At 68.3% G+C, this 1682-nt stretch carries 3 protein-coding genes; 1 reads left to right on the top strand and 2 read right to left on the bottom strand.

Annotated elements, in window-relative coordinates; translation table 11 throughout:
- The coding region (locus I73_RS27325; protein ID WP_040500232.1) for a LysR family transcriptional regulator at nucleotides 1-214 on the bottom strand (214 nt) is incomplete at its 3' end.
- A 108-nt stretch (nucleotides 215-322) separates the two neighbouring features.
- On the opposite strand from I73_RS27325, the gene I73_RS10580 reads away from it, so the two are divergent.
- Nucleotides 323-1084 (top strand): SDR family NAD(P)-dependent oxidoreductase, encoded by a 762-nt coding sequence (locus I73_RS10580; RefSeq protein WP_026096572.1) that lies wholly within the window; start codon nucleotides 323-325, stop codon nucleotides 1082-1084.
- Between the two features lie 13 nt (nucleotides 1085-1097).
- Here I73_RS10580 and I73_RS10575 read toward each other — a convergent pair whose 3' ends face one another.
- A complete protein-coding gene (locus I73_RS10575) occupies nucleotides 1098-1478 on the bottom strand; it encodes a hypothetical protein (protein WP_022980577.1) in 381 nt (126 codons plus the stop codon).
- Nucleotides 1479-1682 lie beyond the last annotated feature (204 nt).

The following is a 1682-nucleotide window of genomic DNA, read 5'->3' as shown; positions in this document are numbered from 1 at the left end:
ATTCCAGGCAGCGCTCGTAGGCCGACTGACCGTCTTCGGTCACGTGGACCCGCCGGGTGGTGCGATGCAGCAACTGGGTGCCCAGCCGGGCCTCCAGGCCCTGCACCGCCAGGGTGACGGTGGCCCGGGGCCAACCCAGGGCCTGGGCCGCGCGGGTGAAGCTGGCCTGTTCGGCCACGCGCACAAAGGCGCGCATCTGTTCGAGGGCATCCATGGCTTCATTGTTTATCAATGAAGAACAGTGATGCCAAGAAATTGATGTTTATCAGGATCTTGACGATCAATAAGCTGAGCGCATCGTCAATCTCCTGTGGAGCTGAACATGTCCGAACGTCCGATCGCCCTCATCACCGGCGCCAGCCGCGGCCTGGGCCGCAGCATGGCGCTGTCCCTGGCCCAGCGTGGCTGGGATCTCGTCATCACCTACCGCGAGCGCGCCGACCAGGCCGATGCCCTGCGGCAGGAGGTGGAGGCCCTGGGCGGACGCCTGGTGGCCCTGGCCCTGGACGTGGGCCAGGCCAGCCAGTTCCCCGGCTTTGCGGCCCAGGTCGAGGCGGCGCTGCAAGCGCAGTGGGGCGGCCGCCGCTTGCAGGCCCTGGTCAACAACGCGGGCGTGGGCATTTACGCGCCGCTGGCGGAAGTGACCGAGGCCCAGTTCGACGCCCTGGTGGCCATCCACCTGAAGGGGCCCGTCTTCCTGACCCAGGCCCTGTTGCCGCTGCTGGCCGATGGCGGGCGCATCGTCAACATCTCGTCCGGCCTGACCCGCTTCAGCCTGCCCGGCTACGGCGCCTATGCGGCCATGAAGGGCGCGATCGAAGTCTTCACCCGCTACCTGGCCAAGGAACTGGGCGCGCGCGGCATCGCCGTCAACACGGTGGCGCCCGGCGCCATCGAGACCGATTTCGGAGGGGCCGCCGTGCGCGACAAGCCGGAGGTCAAGGCCTTCATCGCCTCGCAGACGGCCCTGGGCCGTGCCGGCGTGCCGGAGGACATCGGCCCGATGGTCGCCAGTCTGCTGTCGCCCGATCAACGCTGGGTCAATGCCCAGCGCATCGAGGTGTCGGGCGGCATGTTCCTCTGAACCGGTAGATGGCTCAGTCGTCGTTGGGCGGGAAGGCGGCGCGCAGCGCCTCGCAGAAGGCCACGCTGCCGCTCAGGGTCAGGGCCAGTGTGTGGCGCACGGCGCGCGCCTCGCTCGGCTGGCTGCTGAAGCGGCGGCTCGAGGTGCTGTAGCTCAGGCCCTCGTCGGCCGACCACTCCCGGCTGGCCGCCAGCTCGAACTGCCAATCGTTGCCGTCTTCCAGCGGCCCGGGGCCGTTGGGAAAGCGGTCCAGGGCCCAGTCCAGCACCTGGGCCGTCTCGTCCTGCAGCTTCGTCCACAGCGGCGGGCCGACCGAGGCCATGGCGTCGAACACACCGTGGCCATCGGTGTCCTCGCTGAAGTCGAAATCGAGGTAGTGCAGCTGAGGGGGCATGGCAATCCGAAGTAACCAGATGCAAGCATACGCCCATCCTTCACCTCCAGGGCGCTTCGGACATGAACAGCGACAATCCGGCCATGCGCATCGCCGATCTCCGTCAACGTCTGCAGGCCCTGGGGGCCCTGCCGGTCCACCAGGACCGCGTGCTGCGCCACTGGGTGCAGGCCAAGCCCATGGAGGCCAGCCGCCGCAAGATCG

Origin of the sequence: Ideonella sp. B508-1 (assembly GCF_000333615.1) — a bacterium.
Lineage (GTDB): Bacteria > Pseudomonadota > Gammaproteobacteria > Burkholderiales > Burkholderiaceae_C > Ideonella.
The sequence above is the reverse complement of the archived record's forward strand: the minus strand, read 5'-3'. Positions and strand labels throughout refer to the sequence as shown.

Coding starts and splice junctions, on each gene's coding strand:
- I73_RS10580 (WP_026096572.1), top strand. CDS start 323: ATGTCCGAACGTCCGATCGCCCTCATCACCGGCGCCAGCCGCGGCCTG.
- I73_RS10575 (WP_022980577.1), bottom strand. CDS start 1,478: ATGCCCCCTCAGCTGCACTACCTCGATTTCGACTTCAGCGAGGACACC.